This window comes from Tenacibaculum aiptasiae (genome assembly GCF_965221665.1).
GTDB lineage: Bacteria > Bacteroidota > Bacteroidia > Flavobacteriales > Flavobacteriaceae > Polaribacter > Polaribacter aiptasiae.
Map to the genome: position 1 here is coordinate 525,006 of NZ_CBDCSN010000002.1, position 15,837 is coordinate 540,842.

The 15,837-nt window shown below is 30.8% G+C and carries 17 protein-coding genes; 8 read left to right on the forward strand and 9 right to left on the reverse strand.

The features are described 5' to 3' along the window. Positions 1 to 4 precede the first annotated feature (4 nt). The 7 genes from ACOQN8_RS02715 to ruvC form a co-directional block, all read right to left on the reverse strand. Positions 5 to 253, reverse strand: a complete 249-nt coding sequence (locus ACOQN8_RS02715) for a hypothetical protein (protein WP_420551504.1) — start codon at positions 251 to 253, stop codon at positions 5 to 7. Further along, positions 254 to 580, reverse strand: a complete 327-nt coding sequence (locus tag ACOQN8_RS02720) for a nucleotide pyrophosphohydrolase (protein WP_086031186.1) — start codon at positions 578 to 580, stop codon at positions 254 to 256. It lies immediately after the preceding gene. Positions 581 to 626: 46 nt separating this feature from the next. Then, on the reverse strand, positions 627 to 1,007 hold the full coding sequence (locus tag ACOQN8_RS02725; RefSeq protein ID WP_420551505.1) for a VOC family protein: 381 nt from the start codon (positions 1,005 to 1,007) through the stop codon (positions 627 to 629). Between the two features lies 1 nt (position 1,008). After that, the gene (locus tag ACOQN8_RS02730) at positions 1,009 to 2,214 is read right to left on the reverse strand and encodes an MDR family MFS transporter (protein WP_420551506.1); all 1,206 of its coding nucleotides are present in this window, start codon (positions 2,212 to 2,214) and stop codon (positions 1,009 to 1,011) included. Between the two features lie 1,345 nt (positions 2,215 to 3,559). Further along, complete coding sequence (locus ACOQN8_RS02735; RefSeq protein WP_420551507.1) at positions 3,560 to 4,312, reverse strand: cyclase family protein; 753 nt, start codon at positions 4,310 to 4,312, stop codon at positions 3,560 to 3,562. 10 nt (positions 4,313 to 4,322) lie between these two features. After that, the gene (gene hemW, locus ACOQN8_RS02740; RefSeq protein WP_420551508.1) at positions 4,323 to 5,435 is read right to left on the reverse strand and encodes a radical SAM family heme chaperone HemW; all 1,113 of its coding nucleotides are present in this window, start codon (positions 5,433 to 5,435) and stop codon (positions 4,323 to 4,325) included. Positions 5,436 to 5,445: 10 nt separating this feature from the next. Beyond that, a complete protein-coding gene (gene ruvC / locus ACOQN8_RS02745) occupies positions 5,446 to 5,997 on the reverse strand; it encodes a crossover junction endodeoxyribonuclease RuvC (protein ID WP_272151921.1) in 552 nt (183 codons plus the stop codon). A gap of 266 nt (positions 5,998 to 6,263) precedes the next feature. Here ruvC and ACOQN8_RS02750 point away from each other — a divergent pair, with 266 nt between their 5' ends. The 8 genes from ACOQN8_RS02750 to ACOQN8_RS02785 all read left to right on the forward strand — a co-directional run bounded on the left by ACOQN8_RS02750 (position 6,264) and on the right by ACOQN8_RS02785 (position 12,387). After that, positions 6,264 to 6,689, forward strand: a complete 426-nt coding sequence (locus ACOQN8_RS02750) for a hypothetical protein (RefSeq protein ID WP_420551509.1) — start codon at positions 6,264 to 6,266, stop codon at positions 6,687 to 6,689. Between the two features lie 162 nt (positions 6,690 to 6,851). After that, on the forward strand, positions 6,852 to 8,486 hold the full coding sequence (locus ACOQN8_RS02755) for a tetratricopeptide repeat-containing sensor histidine kinase (protein WP_420551510.1): 1,635 nt from the start codon (positions 6,852 to 6,854) through the stop codon (positions 8,484 to 8,486). Next, positions 8,479 to 9,225 (forward strand): LytR/AlgR family response regulator transcription factor, encoded by a 747-nt coding sequence (locus ACOQN8_RS02760; RefSeq protein WP_150900092.1) that lies wholly within the window; start codon positions 8,479 to 8,481, stop codon positions 9,223 to 9,225. The genes ACOQN8_RS02755 and ACOQN8_RS02760 overlap by 8 nt, the downstream gene beginning before the upstream one ends. A gap of 338 nt (positions 9,226 to 9,563) precedes the next feature. Then, on the forward strand, positions 9,564 to 9,959 hold the full coding sequence (locus tag ACOQN8_RS02765) for a DUF1842 domain-containing protein (protein WP_150900091.1): 396 nt from the start codon (positions 9,564 to 9,566) through the stop codon (positions 9,957 to 9,959). An 18-nt stretch (positions 9,960 to 9,977) separates the two neighbouring features. Further along, positions 9,978 to 10,442 (forward strand): hypothetical protein, encoded by a 465-nt coding sequence (locus tag ACOQN8_RS02770; RefSeq protein WP_420551511.1) that lies wholly within the window; start codon positions 9,978 to 9,980, stop codon positions 10,440 to 10,442. Positions 10,443 to 10,509: 67 nt separating this feature from the next. Next, complete coding sequence (locus ACOQN8_RS02775) at positions 10,510 to 11,880, forward strand: beta-1,3-glucanase family protein (protein WP_420551512.1); 1,371 nt, start codon at positions 10,510 to 10,512, stop codon at positions 11,878 to 11,880. Further along, on the forward strand, positions 11,873 to 12,181 hold the full coding sequence (locus tag ACOQN8_RS02780) for a hypothetical protein (RefSeq protein ID WP_420551513.1): 309 nt from the start codon (positions 11,873 to 11,875) through the stop codon (positions 12,179 to 12,181). The genes ACOQN8_RS02775 and ACOQN8_RS02780 overlap by 8 nt, the downstream gene beginning before the upstream one ends. A 32-nt stretch (positions 12,182 to 12,213) precedes the next feature. Further along, positions 12,214 to 12,387, forward strand: a complete 174-nt coding sequence (locus ACOQN8_RS02785; RefSeq protein WP_420551514.1) for a hypothetical protein — start codon at positions 12,214 to 12,216, stop codon at positions 12,385 to 12,387. A gap of 81 nt (positions 12,388 to 12,468) precedes the next feature. Here ACOQN8_RS02785 and ade read toward each other — a convergent pair whose 3' ends face one another. Continuing rightward, complete coding sequence (gene ade, locus ACOQN8_RS02790; RefSeq protein ID WP_420551515.1) at positions 12,469 to 14,091, reverse strand: adenine deaminase; 1,623 nt, start codon at positions 14,089 to 14,091, stop codon at positions 12,469 to 12,471. A 79-nt stretch (positions 14,092 to 14,170) separates the two neighbouring features. Beyond that, on the reverse strand, positions 14,171 to 15,784 hold the full coding sequence (gene pckA / locus ACOQN8_RS02795; protein WP_150900086.1) for a phosphoenolpyruvate carboxykinase (ATP): 1,614 nt from the start codon (positions 15,782 to 15,784) through the stop codon (positions 14,171 to 14,173). Positions 15,785 to 15,837: the final 53 nt, after the last annotated feature.

The following is a 15,837-nucleotide window of genomic DNA, read 5'->3' on the forward strand; positions in this document are numbered from 1 at the left end:
CAAATTATTTCATTTTTTTATTCACTGTATACATACCATACAAAACGCTAACTGTAACTTTGGTAAGCCAAAAACGAACCCATTTCTTTTCTGAAAAATGAATTTCATTTACTTTTTCAAAATCTCCTGTAAACAACGCTTTTCCACTGTTTAGTAATAATGAAAATAGGGTTACAAAAATTAAAAATGGTATACTTACCTTTAAAAGATTTATCCAAAAAATTCTCTTTTGTATGTTTTTACCGAAACTCATTTATTTTAATTTTTCGTTGTTATGATGACGATCGTGATCTCGTTTTGTTTTAATATCTAGCTTCTTATCAAAAGCTTCTTGTAAATTAACTCCTGTTTGATTTGCTAAACATAAAACTACAAACATTACATCTGCTAATTCTTCACCTAAATCTTTATTTTTATCGCTCTCTTTTTCACTTTGTTCGCCATAACGACGCGCAATTATTCTTGCTACTTCTCCTACCTCTTCTGTTAATTGAGCCATATTAGTTAACTCGTTAAAATAACGAACACCATGGTTTTTAATCCAATCATCAACTTGTTTTTGAGCGTCTTGTATATTCATTTGTTTTGTTTTAACTTTTTTAAAAAATCAAATATAAAATTTCTTCTTACTTATCAATTCTCCATGGCGGATTTTTTCTATTCTCTCCTGCTTTAAATAATATTAATTTGTTTCCATCTGGATCTAATAAATGTGCTTCTCTCCATAGCCATGTTTGATCTTTAGGCAATTGTAAAAACTCTATCTCTTTTTTTTGAAGCTCTTTTACTAGCTCATCTAAATTTTCATCTTCAAAATATAATACTACACCTTCTCCTTTAGGCATAGACTCTACTTGATGTATTGAAAATGTGCTATCTCCATCTGGAACTTCAAAACGAACATATCTAGGTCTTGCATCTACAATTAGATGCAAGCCTAGTTTTATATAAAACGCTGTGGATTTTTCAACGTTTATTGATGGAATTGTAACTTGATTTAAATTCATATTATGCTTTTTCTTTTTTTATTATTCTGGTTAAACTAATTAAGAAAAACAGACCTATTGTAGATACAAAAGTGATAATCCACCATGTTGTATCAAACCCTAAAAAATCTACCATTCTCATACCTGTATTATGTCCAAAAATATGAGCTGCAGAAAAAGCAATGCTATAATATGCCATGTATTCTCCTTGGTTTCCTCGTTTTGCTCTTTCCATTACAAAAGCATTCGAAAATGGAAACGCTATCATTTCTCCAATGGTCATAAATAACATTCCTACAATTAAAACTCCTACCCAACCTGTTAGGTTTAAAACTAAGAAGCTTATTCCTGTAAGTAATAACCCTACAAACATTAATCGTTCTTTAGAATATTTGCTTTCTTCCAACCATTTAATTAATGGCATTTCTAGTACAAAAATTAAGAAACCGTTCATTCCCATAAGTAACCCAATTTGTAATTCTGACAGATGATGTGCATCTTTATAATACAATGGCATTGTTGAGAAATATTGTAGAAAAACAAATCCGAAAATAAACATTGCTATAAAAAACATCCAAAAAGCTTTATCAGAAAAAACAGAAATTGGATTTTCTACTTTTACCTCATCTACTACTTTCGATTTCTTTGGATTTAAAACATTTATCAATAAAAAAGTAGCTAAAATACAAGTAACTCCGTCTACCCAAAATAATCCATCATACCCTAAAGAAGTTATAATAAGACCTCCAACAGCTGGACCTGCTGAGAATCCGAGATTAATCGCCAAACGAATTAAGGTTACCGAACGTGTTTTATTTTCTGGTTTACTATAAGCACTTAACGCAACAAACATGGCAGGTCTAAAAGTATCGGCTACTAGCATTACTAGAAATATTCCTATACCAAATCCAATAAATGTTGTTACATATTGTAAAGCTATAAATAATACCCCAGTTAAAAACAAGCTTGTTTTCATTACTTTATAAAAGCCTATTTTATCTGTTAACTTTCCTCCTAACCAAGATCCTATTACAGATCCAAATCCGAAACAAGTCATAATCCATCCTACATCTTTTAAGGTAAAATCTAAGCTCTTTGTTAAGTACAATGATAAAAAAGGAATTACCATGGTACCAGCTCTGTTAATTAAGGTTATTAAAGACAGCCACCAAACTTCGGTAGAGAGGCCTTTAAACGTGTTTAAATAATTAAAATAAAGTTTTTTCATAGTATTGTGGTTTAGTTGTTAGTGGTTTGCTTAAAAATAAAAAGTCCGACTATGAAGTCGGACTTTTTACAATTGATATATTTTATATTTAAATAATCATAATACATAAATAGCCCGATATCTTCCGTTTCTCACGGTAGACTTACACTGCTTATATGTATTAAAATTTGTCATTTTATATATCAATTGAGCTGTAAAACTATAAAAAAAAGAAATAGGTTTTACAAAAAACATTTTAAAGTTCGTTTTTATATTCATTCTAAACTATTCATAACCAAACTTTGACCTCAATTTATTTAATTATCTATATCTACTTTGAAGATACATTTATACCATTCGTCGATACTAAAACTCTTCTAAGCTTGTATTCATCTTTTCTCTTTTAATGTTGTAATATCTTTGGAGTGTAAATGAAACATAAAGTAAATCTCGCCGAACAGATAGAGGTCACTAAAAAGAAACATTTATAAAAACTAAGAGAAAGAATAAACAACACAAAATATTAAAACCCTTATTGTATGAATATCATTTTATCAAATCGCCAAACCTACTACTATACGATTTTATAAAAACCAATTCGCTTAAACTAGCAACTTTTCCATACGGAGCTATAATTAAATTGACTAATACTTTGCCGTATTTTATTAACAGATATTTAATTTCAGCTCCGTGCATTTAATCAAAATGCTTAAAAGACACATTCAAACCATTCATCGACACTATAGCACATTTTATCGTACATTCAACTTTTTTACTGTAATGCTATTGTATCTTTGAAGTGTAAATGAAACATAAAGTAAATCTCGCCGAACAGATAGAGATCCCTAAAAAGAAACATTTATAGAAAGCACTAAGAAAAAGAACTAACTTTATAATACTATGAAATATAGTATTGTATCAATATTATTTTGTTGAATCACTACGCTTATACAGTTTACCATACTGTCATCCCAAAACCTTTCTTTTATATTGTCTTCGCTATAGCCGAAAGCATACGCAGTTTCTTATATCATCAGAATATATTATTAACATGTATATTCATCGACTATTCTAATTTTCAAAAAAATTGATTTTCATTCCATCACTACAAAGAAACCTAATTATGCTTAAAAGATATATTCCTACCATTCGTCGACACTAAAACTCGTTTAATCTTAAATCAACATTTTTAACTCTAATGCTGTTGTATCTTTGAAGTGTAAATGAAACATAAAGTAAATCTCGCCGAATAGATAGAGGTCCCTAAAAAGAAACATTTATAAAAGACACTAAGAAAAAGAATAGTTTAAATTAATCGTAAAACTGTTATCGTATGAATATAATTTTATTATTATCGCTAAACCTATTAGCTTTCAACTTTATACAAAATAGGTTTACTAGGACTAGCGTCGTTTTCGAAAGGTGCAATCATTAAGTTTAAGAAATAAACACCATCCTTTATTTCATTAGCAACAAAAATGAATTCTGTAATTGTTGCTTCCATTCTTAGCTCTCCTTTTGTATTCCAAAACGCATTGTGCGCTAATAATTTTCCTTCATCTTTTTCTTTATCTACCGAAGGTAAATCTATCAACAAATGTTCTATACCCTTTTCTTTTAAGTATTCTGCTGCATTTTCTGCTAAATATGGTGGATTGGTATTTGAATAACGTTTCGACTTTTTATCTAATAAATTTGGAGTTGTTCTAATTACAATTGCTTCTCTTTCTTTGTTTCCTAATACTTCTTGCAATTGCCCTTTGGTAATTAACAAATCTTCACTTGCTTGCAACGCCGGTTGTAGGGTTACAACTTCAGCCAAATAAAAAAACTGTTTTAAGTTTTTATTTACTGAATGTACTTCTTTTGTAATATGACCAACACATTCGGTATGTGTAATATGTGCATGTGGATTAAATACTATTGTATTAAAATTAACATCAGCTCCTTGTGCAACACTTCCTACCCAGTCTCCTGATTGAACAGGTGAAATTTCTGGATCTTCTAAATACCATGCATTAATATTTTGCTTAGCTAAATCTACAGGAATAGATATATCTAATGGTTTGGAGAAATCTATTTTATATTTTCCTGTTTTGTGTTGTATTTCTGCAATCATACTTATGCTTTTAAACTATAAACAATTCGGAAGCCAATCCGTCTGCTAAAAACTTTCCTTTAGAAGTTGTTTTTAATGTATCCTCTTCTATGGTTAACAATCCTTGTTCTATAAACTTTTTCGAAGAAGCTAATAAACTTTCTCTAAAAATAGGATTTATTTTATCTAAAGACACTCCCCAAATGGTTCGTAATCCTGTCATTAAATATTCATTAAATCTATCTTCTTTGGTTAACTCTTCTATTTCATTAGGTAAATTACCTAATTCAAGTGTTTTTATGTATTTAGCATTATTAGAAATATTCCAGCTTCTATGTGTTTTATTAAATGAATGCGCTGAAGGCCCTACTCCTATATATTTTTTTCCTAACCAATAAGATGTATTATGTTTTGAAAAATAATCAGGTTTTCCAAAATTAGAAATTTCATAATGTACAAATCCGTTTTTAGTGGTTTCATCCATTAAAATATCAAAATGCGCTTTAGCTTCTACCTCATCTGGTTCTGGATATTTCCCATTTTTCACAAATGTATCCAATACTGTTTTAGGTTCTACTGTTAAAGCATAACTAGAAATATGATTGATTCCAAAATCGAAGGCTATTTGTAAGTTTTCTTTCCAGCGCTCGTTTGTCATATTTGGAACTCCGTAAATTAAATCGATGGTAATATTATCAAAATAACTAGTCGCTAGAGATAAACAGTTCTTAGCCTCCTCTGCATTATGTGCTCGATTCATACTCTTTAAATCTTCCTCAAAAAAAGATTGAATTCCAATACTTAATCTATTTACTGGAGATTCTGCTAATTCTAAGATTTTCTCTTCTGATAAATCATCTGGATTAGCTTCTAATGTAATTTCTGGCTGCTCAATTATTTGATAATTCTGATATATCGTATCTAATAATAATCTTATCTCTTTGGCTGATAACAAACTTGGTGTTCCTCCTCCAAAATAGATAGTCTCTATTGTTTCATTATTCAACTCTTCTTTCCGAAGTTCTAATTCTTTTACCATACAAACAATCAGCTCTTCTTTTCTCTTTAAAGAGGTAGAAAAATGAAAATCGCAATAATAACACGCTTGCTTGCAAAATGGGATATGTAGGTAAATTCCTGCCAAAATTTTTCAGTTATCCTATTTTCTTAGGGTTTTGTTTTACAAAAGCTGCCCAACCAGTATAGTTCTTACCTCCTATTTTGGTCCCTGAATTATAATAATGACAAACGGCTGCAGCCAAACCATCGGTAGCATCTAAGTTTTTTGGTAGCTCTTTTAAGTTTAATAAAGACTTTAACATCATTGCTACTTGTTCTTTACTTGAAGTTCCTTTTCCAGTAATAGCCATTTTAATTTTTTTAGGAGCATACTCTGTAACTGGAATTTGCCTTGACAATCCTGCTGCCATTGCTACTCCTTGCGCTCTACCTAGCTTTAACATAGATTGTACGTTTTTTCCAAAAAACGGAGCTTCTAAAGCTATCTCATCAGGATTATAAGTATCAATTAATTCTATAGTACGTTCAAAAATGAGTTTTAGTTTTAAGTAATGATCGTCGTACTTTTTTAAAAGTAATTCGTTCATTTGAACAAATTCCATCTTTTTACCAATCACTTTTATAATTCCAAACCCCATGATACTAGTACCTGGGTCGATACCTAATATTATTTTTTCTGTCTTCAAAAACGCTTACTTTCTATAAATACAAAACTAATCATTTAATATCGTTTATATACCTGAGTATTCTATTATTGATTAGTACAATCTACTTTCTCTTTTTAATCAAAATTCATTTCATGACAAACTCTCTATATTTTATTCTTAAAAAAACATTTCTTGTTCCTGTAAATCTCCATCTTATTCCTTTTTTTTCTAACAGCTTAATATTTTATTGTTTATTTGAAAAAAGAAACAATAAAATATTATTAACCAATCTAAAACTAAATATTATGGCTAAAGTTACGTCAAATTTAAATCAACCTATTTCTACATTACCTTCAGGAGCTGTTCTCAGTGATCATCTATACTCACCATTTGATGTAGAAGTTTCTCCTAAAAACAAAATAACTTCTTTTAAAATAGCTGTTGCTCATGGAGCTTCTCAACCAAGTGAATATTCAATAAACCCAAATTTCAATTATAAGGGTAAAAGTATAATATATGCTTTTGTTGTAAATGTTGATTATGCTGATACCGATCCTACACATGTTGATATTTATACCTTTTCTGAAATTAATAATATCTCTATAGGCCACAATACTTATCCTATAAGCTATGCTGTTAATGATTCTGAAGTTGGAAATAATGGTGCCGAAACTTCAAAAGGAACAGAAGTCGCTTTTAGTAAACCACCAACGGAAAAAATTTTAAATTAAAAAATAATTATTAAAAATGTCCTGTTTTTTTTCAGGACATTTTTTATACATTGCAGATAATTTATTTAGTCTAAAATGTACTTCAGATTTCTTTTTTTATCTCTATTAATTACAAGTAGTTTAGTTTATTCTCAAAAAAAAGACAGTTTACTTTATACTCACATGAATCAGTATTCTCAAAAATTCAAATCTCATTCTGATTTAAAAAAAGCTGCAACTTTCTTTTCTAAAAAAGAATGGGACTCTACATTAATTTATTCTCAAAGACAAATTGAAAAAAACTCAAGCAACAGACAAGTTACTGAGCTTTGCCATTACTTTAGAGGAATAAGCTTAACCAATAAAAGTATATATAATGAAGCTAAAGAGCATTTTTTACTAATCTCAAATGATTTTAAGTTTTTTAATCTTAAAGAGTTTTATTTAGCTTACGTTTATATGTCATTATCTGATTATGAAAAAGCTATAGAACACCTACTTCCACTTTCTGAGTTGCCAGAAGAGAAAATATTATATTTTAATAAAAATTCAATCCTCAATAACATAGCCTTATGTAATTTTTTATTAAAAAAGTATGATACAGCAGAATTATATTTTAAAAGATTGAATCAAAACATTAAAGATTCTCTAAAATTAGCCGAAAGTTATATAAATACAGCTAATTTATATTATTTCAAATCACAAAACCAAAAAGCTTATAAATACTTCAAAAAAGCCTACAATATATCTAAATATTTGGATGATTTTGATATAAAAAGACTTGCGTCCAAAAACATGTCTGCTATTGAAGAAAATCGTAAAAACTTTAAAAAAGCTTTAGCTTATAGAAAAGAAACTCAGCAGTGGAAAGATTCTCTAAACGACCAAAATAAAATCTACGAAGTTGCTAAGAAAGAAAAAGAGTTTGCTGTAAAACAAAAACAAAATGAGGTTGATATTTTACAAGTTCAAAATGAGTTAAAAGAAACTCAACGTACTATCTTTTTATATGCTGCTATTGGCTTATTTGTTCTTTTAGGAATTAGTCTTTATTTCTATAGAGAAAAAGTAAAACGAAATAAGATTATTGCCAGTCAAAAAGAAAACCTTAATGCCTTAAACGCTACTAAAGACAAACTTTTTTCTATTGTAAGCCACGATTTACGCTCTTCTGTTAATGCTTTAAAAACCAGTAATGGTTCTTTAGTTAAAAATTTAGACAGTAATAATTTGAGTGCATTACGTAACTTACTTCAAAAAAACAGTGCCATTGTTAATGGTGCTTACGGTCTTTTAGACAATCTTTTAAATTGGGCTTTATTACAAACCAACCAAGGCTACTTTAGTATTAGCTCATTACGTTTATTTTTTATTACAGAACAAGTGTCTTATAACTACCAACCTTTATTACTAGAAAAGGAGTTGAGTTTAGAAAATACCGTTTCTAAAAAAGATATTGTTTTTGCCGATCAGGAATCCCTAAAAATTGTGTTACGTAATTTATTAGACAATGCCATTAAGTTTTCTAAACCTAACGGTAGTATTAAAATATATTCACAAAACTCTTCTGATGATTTTTGCGATTTAATTATTGAAGACACTGGTTTAGGAATGAGTGAAGCTACGCGTTTAGAGTTATTAAAAGACACAGCGCTTTTACATAAAAAAGAGCACGAAGATGTAATTGGTACAGGTTTAGGCTTGCAATTATGTAAATCGATGATTCGAAAAAACAATGGAAAATTTGATATTGAAAGTGAATTAGGAAAAGGTACCAAAATGATTGTATCTTTACCTAAAAATCCTTCGAATGAATAATGTGAATGTTTTTATTATAGAAGATACTCCTGCTGAAAGTGATCGTCTAATTCAAGTTCTTGAAGACAACAATTATACGGTTACTGGAATTGCTAGAAACTTTAAAGATGCCTTAGATCAATTTTATAAAATTGATGTTGACATTGTTATTATCGATATTTTTTTAAACGGTTCTCCTGATGGAATTACCTTTGCCGAAACCATCAATGCTGTACCTAATTCTTCTAAGCCATTTGTGTTTTTAACAAGTTCAAGAGATCGAAGTATTTTTGAAAGAGCTAAACTAACACAACCGTTTAGCTTTTTAATGAAACCTTTTAACGAATTAGAGGTTTTGTACGCCATAGAAATGGCTGTTGAAAAGTTTTATGCACAAAATGATGTCTTTTTAAGTGATGAAGAAGATACCGTGATTAGTGAAGATCATTTATTTATTAAAAAAGGAAAATCGCTAAAAAAAGTATTAATTACTGATATTGTTTATATTGATGTTGAAGAAAAATACTGCAATATTGTTACGGAAAAAGAGAAGTTTGTTATTCTTATTTCATTAACTAAAATTCTTCAACTACTAAACAACCCTATTTTTCAAAGAACACATCGAAACTTTATAGTAAACACCAAACACATTACAGAGATTATTCCAGCAGACAATTTAATCTTACTTACTGGAAATAAGAAAGCTACCTTAAGCGAACGTTATAAAGATATTATAAAAAAAGTACGTACACTTAAGTAACTCATACACAACACATACAAGATTAGCTTAAGAAAATCTTCCTGCTATTTTTTTCTGTTTTTATGGAAAAAATATACTCGCTTATGCCATTTTTTTCCGCTCACCTCTACTTCTAATCTAATTTTAGGTCAGAAATAAAGCGCTAGCACAAATTATTTCGCTGTTCTTAAATACTAACAAGTGTAGAGACCCAACCGTGTTTTCGGTACATACTATAACTACTATACTTTACTATTTAATAACTAACTAAACTTAGACTAAAATGGAGCAGTCACCATTTTAAAAAACGAGGCGGAATCCGAAAAGCCTTATGAGTAGGAAAACTAATCTTATTAATTATGTCAACAACAGTAGATACAGCAGTAGAAACAATATATTTTAAAGGAACTATGGGCTTTGCTCCTAATCTTTTAGCAACTATCGTAAACTTTTCATTATTAGTACACCCAGAAAACCATACAGTTAGTGGAACAGTTACCATTAATGTAGGTACCGATAAAAAAAGCTATACTGGAAAAGTAAGTGGAACAGTATACTCAACTGGGTTGGGAGATATTGTAAGAGTATTAAGTTTAAAAGGAAGTATTCCTTCTGACAACAAATTAACTCCATTACAATTTCCTTTCGAAGCAAACATGGCTTTAAAAGCTGATTGGAATGGTGAAGGTGGATTTACTTTTCAAGGTAAACACGAAGAAAAAGTGCCTGTTAATGGACATATTTTCAATTTATAATTTTAAACCTCAATAACTATGTCTAACAACATTTTTCAACTATCGGCTTTAAGTCAGAATGACCCAGGAGCTAATGATGGCGCTAAATTATATTGCAAAATCACAGGGGTTTGTAATGGAACACTTCGCAAAGGATCATCTGCTATAAATGAAAACATTCATTTACCAGTTCCTCCTGGACAAAATGGATCAGGACCAACACCTACATGGTTTTTGGATCTTGAAAATGGCTTAGAAGGAAGTTTTTCTATAGAAATTTTCTGTCCTTCTGATGCTTCATATCCTAGCAAAACAATTACAGTTTCTGAATCTGATGTAAAAAAGTGGGCTTCTGTTCCTTTTGAAGAAAGAGAAAACCAAATATATCAAGAAGGTACAAACGGAATTTTCGGCTTTGCTCAAGAAGGACCAAATGGACCTATCTATACTATAACAGCTGGTGTATTAAACCCAAGGTTACACGGTAACGAAGCCACTGTATAATTTCAAAGTAAGCTCTATGTTACTTTAATAGAGCTTACTTCTTATAACTAACCAAACCTCTACTACCATGAGTATATTAACCATAAAATTTAACAAAGGAATAGATGTTACTGAAAAAAACATCTATATAGGTTTTGTTTCTGGAAGCACTGACGACTTATTTAACATCAGTTATAAAGCTGGAGAATTAGAACCTTTAGAAATCAACATCAAACCAGTAAACACAGTTAGTGGCAAAGGAAACTGGTATTCTTATGAAGAACTAAAAAACGGAGTACAAGTAAAAAATTTTAGCGGACGAATTTACGTTTGTTACGGACAAGCGTGGAAAGTTGTAAATCCATATTACGAACCTGCTCAAAATGTTACTGATCCAAATTTCTTCTTACGATATGATAAAATGGAACTTACTTTTAATGGAGCTGCTACAGATGTTGCCGATTTAACTAGTATCGACTATTGGAGTATTCCTATGAAATTAGAAACTTCTTTGGATGGATTAATTCCAGAACAGATTGATTACGGTTTGAAACAAGGAATTTCTTCAAACCAAGTATATGAAGCTTTAAAAGAATTAACTAATACTCCTAAATCTGGATTAGCAAATGCAAAACCTGCTTTAGTTCCTGGAGATTTCACACAACATTCAAACCAATCAGGATCTGGATTTGCTAGAATTATTGGTCCATCTTCATACCCACCAATTGGCGGAGTACCAATTACTCCATACCATTTATTTGAATCGTATTTAACCTATTTAAACGACAACTTTGGAACTTCTGCAAAAGCGGATGCAGTGTCTATTAGTGGATTAGGTAATGGAGTTATTGCTAAAATTAGTGGACATTTTAATGGTGTTGGCCCACATGTTCCACCTACAGGACCACAAAGCGCTCAAGATTATGATTTAACAGCAACTATTGATGCTAGCTTAGATATTACATTAACTGGAACTGTTGGAGGAAACAATGTTACCATGCTTTATAAAAAAGAAGATTTGATTAATCCTAATGGGATCTATGGAGCCAATGCCATGTTTTCCTTAAATAAAGCAGCGAAACAAAGTCCTGCAAACGATGTATACGGATGGATTACTGGCGATTTATTAGCTGGTTTTAATATTGGAGCTATTGGTTCTACAACTTCTTTTGCTGGAACTCAAGCTGGAGCGATGAAAAGTAGCGATTGGTTTAGTAAAATTCCGAACACTGAATTATTTGGAAACTTACAGAGTAATGATGCTTACTATAACCAGTATGCAGCAACGTTGCAACCATTATCACAAGCATACAATTTTGCTTATTCAGATCGTTTTTCTGCAGTACAGGTATCACTAGACCCTGCAAAAATAAACACACTTGAAGTATCATTCTTTGATGTTGATACCTCAGCTAAAAAAACAACTCAACAACAATTAAAACATATTGAAAATGTCTAATAATACAGTTACATCACCGATTAAAGGAGTCCGTAGAATGGGAGGACTTGAAATATCATACAGCATAGATACCACAACTAATATCATTACAACTTCATCAAGTTTTGATGGATTAGATTTAGGAAATGGAACAATGAATCCTGAAAACCCTAAACAAACTTTATGGAAAAATACAGGAATACAACAATATAGTGGACAGCTTAATGCAAACTACCAAAATTCTACATTAGAATGTTTTTTTGAAATTACCGAGTATGGTGAAGTTGTTTATAAAAACAAAGAAACTGTTGTTCAGTGGTAACTAATTATAAACCTAATATAAATTTATATCTTATGAAAACTTTAGACACAAAAGAAGTCTCTGTTGATTATGAAGTAATCGTATCAGAGCCAAAAACAACAGAAGAATTTGTTGAATTTTTAAGAAGCCAAGGCTTTAAAGGAAATGTAGGTGTGAACCCTAATTATCCTCAAAAAGTTTGGTTAGGACCAAACCCTAATAAATAGATTCTTATTAAAAATAACATATGCGCTTCTTTTAATTCAGAAGCGCATATTTATATCAAAAATATAGTTTGAATATTCTTATTATTTCACTTCAACAGGAGTAAACTGGAAAGTACTTCCATTAAATAATCCTTTGTCTGATAATTTTAATGCTGGTATTACCAATAGTGCCATAAATGACAAGGTCATATAAGGTGCTCTTAAAGAACTTCCCATTTCCTTAGCCATACAATCTAACTCTGCATATGCTTTTCCTATTTCTTCAGCAGGTTTATCACTCATAATTCCTGCTACTGGTAAAGCAACTACTTTTTCTTCTGAATTAGAAACAGCACAAATTCCTCCTTTATTTTCAATTAAAAGGTTTACTGCTTTACAAATAGCTTCATCAGAAACTCCTACTGCAATAATATTATGAGAATCATGTCCTACTGAACTTGCTATTGCCCCTTCCTTTAATCCGAAGTTTTTAATAAACGCTATCGATGGTTCTGCATTTTTATAACGGTTTACTACTGTCATTTTTAATACATCATTTTCAGTATTAGAAACTAAATTTCCTTCTTTTATTAAAGAATCTACTTCTATTTCATTAGTTACTAATTCTCCATCTAAAGCTTCAATTACTCTAATCTTATCAGAAGCTGAATGAAACTCAAAATCGACAACTTTTTTTTTATCCGTATCAAAGTTATTCAACACTTCAAAGTCAACATGCTTTACAAACGACTCTCCTTTGTCTGCTACTAACTCACCGTTAATGTAAGTTTGTAATACTTTAAAATTCTTTAAGTTTTCAGTTACAATAAAATCGGCATCATCTCCTTCTTTCAATAATCCTACATCTAAATTATAATGCTTTACTGGATTTACACAAGCTGCTTGTAACATTTTAAAAACGTCTATTCCTTTAGCTATAGCTCTTTCACATAACTCATTTAAATGTCCTACTAATAAATCATCTGGATGTTTATCATCAGAACAAAACATCATATTCTCATAATGCTCAGGTAATAAATCAATAAGAGCTTCAAAGTTTTTAGCAGCACTTCCTTCTCTAATAATTACTTTCATACCTTTTTGAAGTTTTTCTAATGCTTCTTCATAAGTAAAACACTCGTGATCGGTATAAATTCCAGCAGCAATATATTTATCTAAATCTTCTCCTCGGACTCCAGGAGCATGCCCATCTACTGGTTTGTTATAATGTTTTGCCCAAGCTATTTTCTTTAATACTTCCTCGTCCTGATAAATAACTCCTGGATAATTCATCATTTCTGCTAAATACTTGATATCCGGATTTTCCATCATCTTCTTAATATCATCAGAATCGATAACAGCTCCTGCACTTTCAAAAGAAGTAGCTGGCACACAAGAAGGCGCTCCAAAATTAAATTTCAACGGAACTTTCTTTCCGTTTTCAATCATAAAATCAACTCCTTTTACTCCTAAAACATTTGCTATTTCATGAGGATCAGAAACAGTAGCTACTGTTCCATGAACTACAGCAATTTTTGCAAATTCTGACGGTACCAACATTGAGCTTTCAATATGAATATGAGCATCTACAAAACCAGGAAGTATATAATTTTCTACAGTATGATTAGCTTCTCTTATTGCTTTTATCTTACCGTTTTCAACTTCTACTTCTCCTTTATAAATTCTTTTATTCAGTATATCAACTATATTTCCTTGTACTATCATTATTTATTTTTTAGGATTACAAAAATAGGTAGTATTTCTGCATAAAAAAAGCATCCTTTTCGGATGCTTTCTTATCAATTTATTTTTCAACATTTGGTGGTCCACCTGCTAAAATTTCTTCATTTGCATATTCTTCAAATTTCTTAAAGTTTTCTTTGAACGAATCTGCTAATTTATGTGCTGTTTTATAGTACTCTTCATCATTATTCCAAGCTTGACGCTGACTTAATAATTCTGATGGTACTCCAGGACATTGTCTTGGTTGCGCTAATCCAAATACAGAGTGAATGTGGTAGTTCTCGTGAGTAATTTCTTGAGGTAATCCACCATTTAATGCAGCATTAATCATAGCACGTGTGTACTTTAATTTCATTCTATCACCAACTCCATAAGGTCCAGCAAACCATCCTGTGTTTACTAACCAAACGTTTACACCAGTTTCTTTCATTTTTTCGCTTAACATTTCTGCATAACGAGTTGGGTGTAATGGCATAAATGGCGCTCCAAAACATGCTGAGAAACTTGGTTGTGGCTCTGTAACTCCAGCTTCTGTTCCTGCTACTTTTGCAGTATATCCAGAAATGAAGTGGTAAGCTGCCTGACCTGGTGTTAATCTTGATATTGGAGGCAATACTCCAAATGCATCAGCAGTTAAAAAGAATATGTTTTTTGGATTCTTTCCTATTGATGGCTTTTGAATATTATCAATATGGTAAATTGGATAACTTACACGTGTATTTTGTGTAATTGATGTATCGTGAAAATCTACGTTTCCATCTTTATCCATAACTATATTTTCAAGGATAGCTCCTTTCTTTATAGCTGCATAAATTTCTGGTTCTTTTTCTTGAGATAAGTCAATTACTTTAGCGTAACATCCTCCTTCGAAGTTAAATACTGTATTCTCAGAAGTCCAACCATGCTCATCATCACCAATTAAACTACGATTTGGATCTGTAGATAAAGTTGTTTTTCCTGTTCCTGATAATCCAAAGAAAATAGCTGTATCTCCTTCTTTACCAACATTCGCAGAACAGTGCATTGGTAATGTATTCTTAAATACAGGTAATATAAAGTTTAATGCAGAGAAAATTCCTTTTTTAATTTCTCCTGTATATCCAGTTCCACCTATTAAAGCAATCTTCTTTTCAAAGTTTAAGATTGCAAAATTGTGTTGACGTGTTCCATCTACTTCTGGATTAGCCATAAAACCTGGTGCATTAATTACAGTCCATTCTGGAGAAAAACCTTTTAATTCTTCTGCAGTTGGACGTAAAAACATGTTGTAAGCAAACATGTTACTCCATGGATATTCGTTTACTACTCTAATATTTAGTTTGTAATCTTCGTCAGCACATGCATAACTATCACGTACAAAAACTTCTTTATTAGAAAGGTAATCAGTTACTTTATCGTATAATTTATCAAATTTATCTGAGTCGAATGGTATGTTGATGTCTCCCCACCATATTTCGTCTTTTGTTATATCGTCTTTAACAATAAAACGGTCCATAGGAGAACGTCCTGTAAATTCACCTGTTTTAACAGCTAATGCTCCAAAACTAGTTTTCTCTCCCTGTCCTTTTTCAATGGTTGTATCATGTAACTCGTCTGAAGTCAATTGATAACGAATCGTTGCTCCCTTAATTCCTAAGTTATCTAACGATATCGTTTTCGTATCAAGATTTGTCATCTTAGAATAATTTAGTTGTGTTTAATTTTAGACAAAAATAGTTCTTTTTGATT

Excerpts from the sequence above, each read along its gene's own strand:
- ACOQN8_RS02715 (WP_420551504.1), bottom strand. The coding sequence starts at position 253 with ATGAGTTTCGGTAAAAACATACAAAAGAGAATTTTTTGGATAAATCTT.
- ACOQN8_RS02720 (WP_086031186.1), bottom strand. The coding sequence starts at position 580 with ATGAATATACAAGACGCTCAAAAACAAGTTGATGATTGGATTAAAAAC.
- ACOQN8_RS02725 (WP_420551505.1), bottom strand. The coding sequence starts at position 1,007 with ATGAATTTAAATCAAGTTACAATTCCATCAATAAACGTTGAAAAATCC.
- ACOQN8_RS02730 (WP_420551506.1), bottom strand. The coding sequence starts at position 2,214 with ATGAAAAAACTTTATTTTAATTATTTAAACACGTTTAAAGGCCTCTCT.
- ACOQN8_RS02735 (WP_420551507.1), bottom strand. The coding sequence starts at position 4,312 with ATGATTGCAGAAATACAACACAAAACAGGAAAATATAAAATAGATTTC.
- ACOQN8_RS02750 (WP_420551509.1), top strand. The coding sequence starts at position 6,264 with ATGGCTAAAGTTACGTCAAATTTAAATCAACCTATTTCTACATTACCT.
- ACOQN8_RS02755 (WP_420551510.1), top strand. The coding sequence starts at position 6,852 with ATGAATCAGTATTCTCAAAAATTCAAATCTCATTCTGATTTAAAAAAA.
- ACOQN8_RS02760 (WP_150900092.1), top strand. The coding sequence starts at position 8,479 with ATGAATAATGTGAATGTTTTTATTATAGAAGATACTCCTGCTGAAAGT.
- ACOQN8_RS02765 (WP_150900091.1), top strand. The coding sequence starts at position 9,564 with ATGTCAACAACAGTAGATACAGCAGTAGAAACAATATATTTTAAAGGA.
- ACOQN8_RS02770 (WP_420551511.1), top strand. The coding sequence starts at position 9,978 with ATGTCTAACAACATTTTTCAACTATCGGCTTTAAGTCAGAATGACCCA.
- ACOQN8_RS02775 (WP_420551512.1), top strand. The coding sequence starts at position 10,510 with ATGAGTATATTAACCATAAAATTTAACAAAGGAATAGATGTTACTGAA.
- ACOQN8_RS02780 (WP_420551513.1), top strand. The coding sequence starts at position 11,873 with ATGTCTAATAATACAGTTACATCACCGATTAAAGGAGTCCGTAGAATG.
- ACOQN8_RS02785 (WP_420551514.1), top strand. The coding sequence starts at position 12,214 with ATGAAAACTTTAGACACAAAAGAAGTCTCTGTTGATTATGAAGTAATC.
- ade (WP_420551515.1), bottom strand. The coding sequence starts at position 14,091 with ATGATAGTACAAGGAAATATAGTTGATATACTGAATAAAAGAATTTAT.
- pckA (WP_150900086.1), bottom strand. The coding sequence starts at position 15,784 with ATGACAAATCTTGATACGAAAACGATATCGTTAGATAACTTAGGAATT.